General features: G+C 41.1%; 1 protein-coding gene. It reads left to right on the top strand.

The features are described from left to right. Positions 1–147: 147 nt before the first annotated feature. Positions 148–275, top strand: a 128-nt coding sequence (locus IQR33_RS28000) for a glutaredoxin domain-containing protein (RefSeq protein WP_193844250.1), incomplete at its 3' end; no start/stop codon positions are given.

Genomic DNA, 275 nt, shown 5'->3' with positions numbered 1-275 from the left:
CGGATGCATAGAGTTAACGTCTGTTATGACAAAATAAAGGCGCTCAATATACCTGAGATAAAGGACAGTTTCACCTTAGCTTTCGCCTTTCATTTATGGTGAAAGGCCGTTAAACTTCGCCTCCCAATGATAATGGAGAGAAACTCAATGAAACGTGTCGTCCTTTACGTCAAAGACAAATGCCCTCACTGCAAAGATGCTCAACGTTATCTGGATTCGAAAAATATTAACTATCGTTTGTGCAATGCTAAGATGCAACGCGGTCGCAAAGAACT

The organism is Vibrio sp. OPT46, assembly GCF_015163535.1.
Taxonomy (GTDB): Bacteria; Pseudomonadota; Gammaproteobacteria; order Enterobacterales; family Vibrionaceae; genus Vibrio; species Vibrio alginolyticus.
Note: the sequence above shows the minus strand (reverse complement) of the source record. Positions and strands in the feature narration are given on the sequence as shown.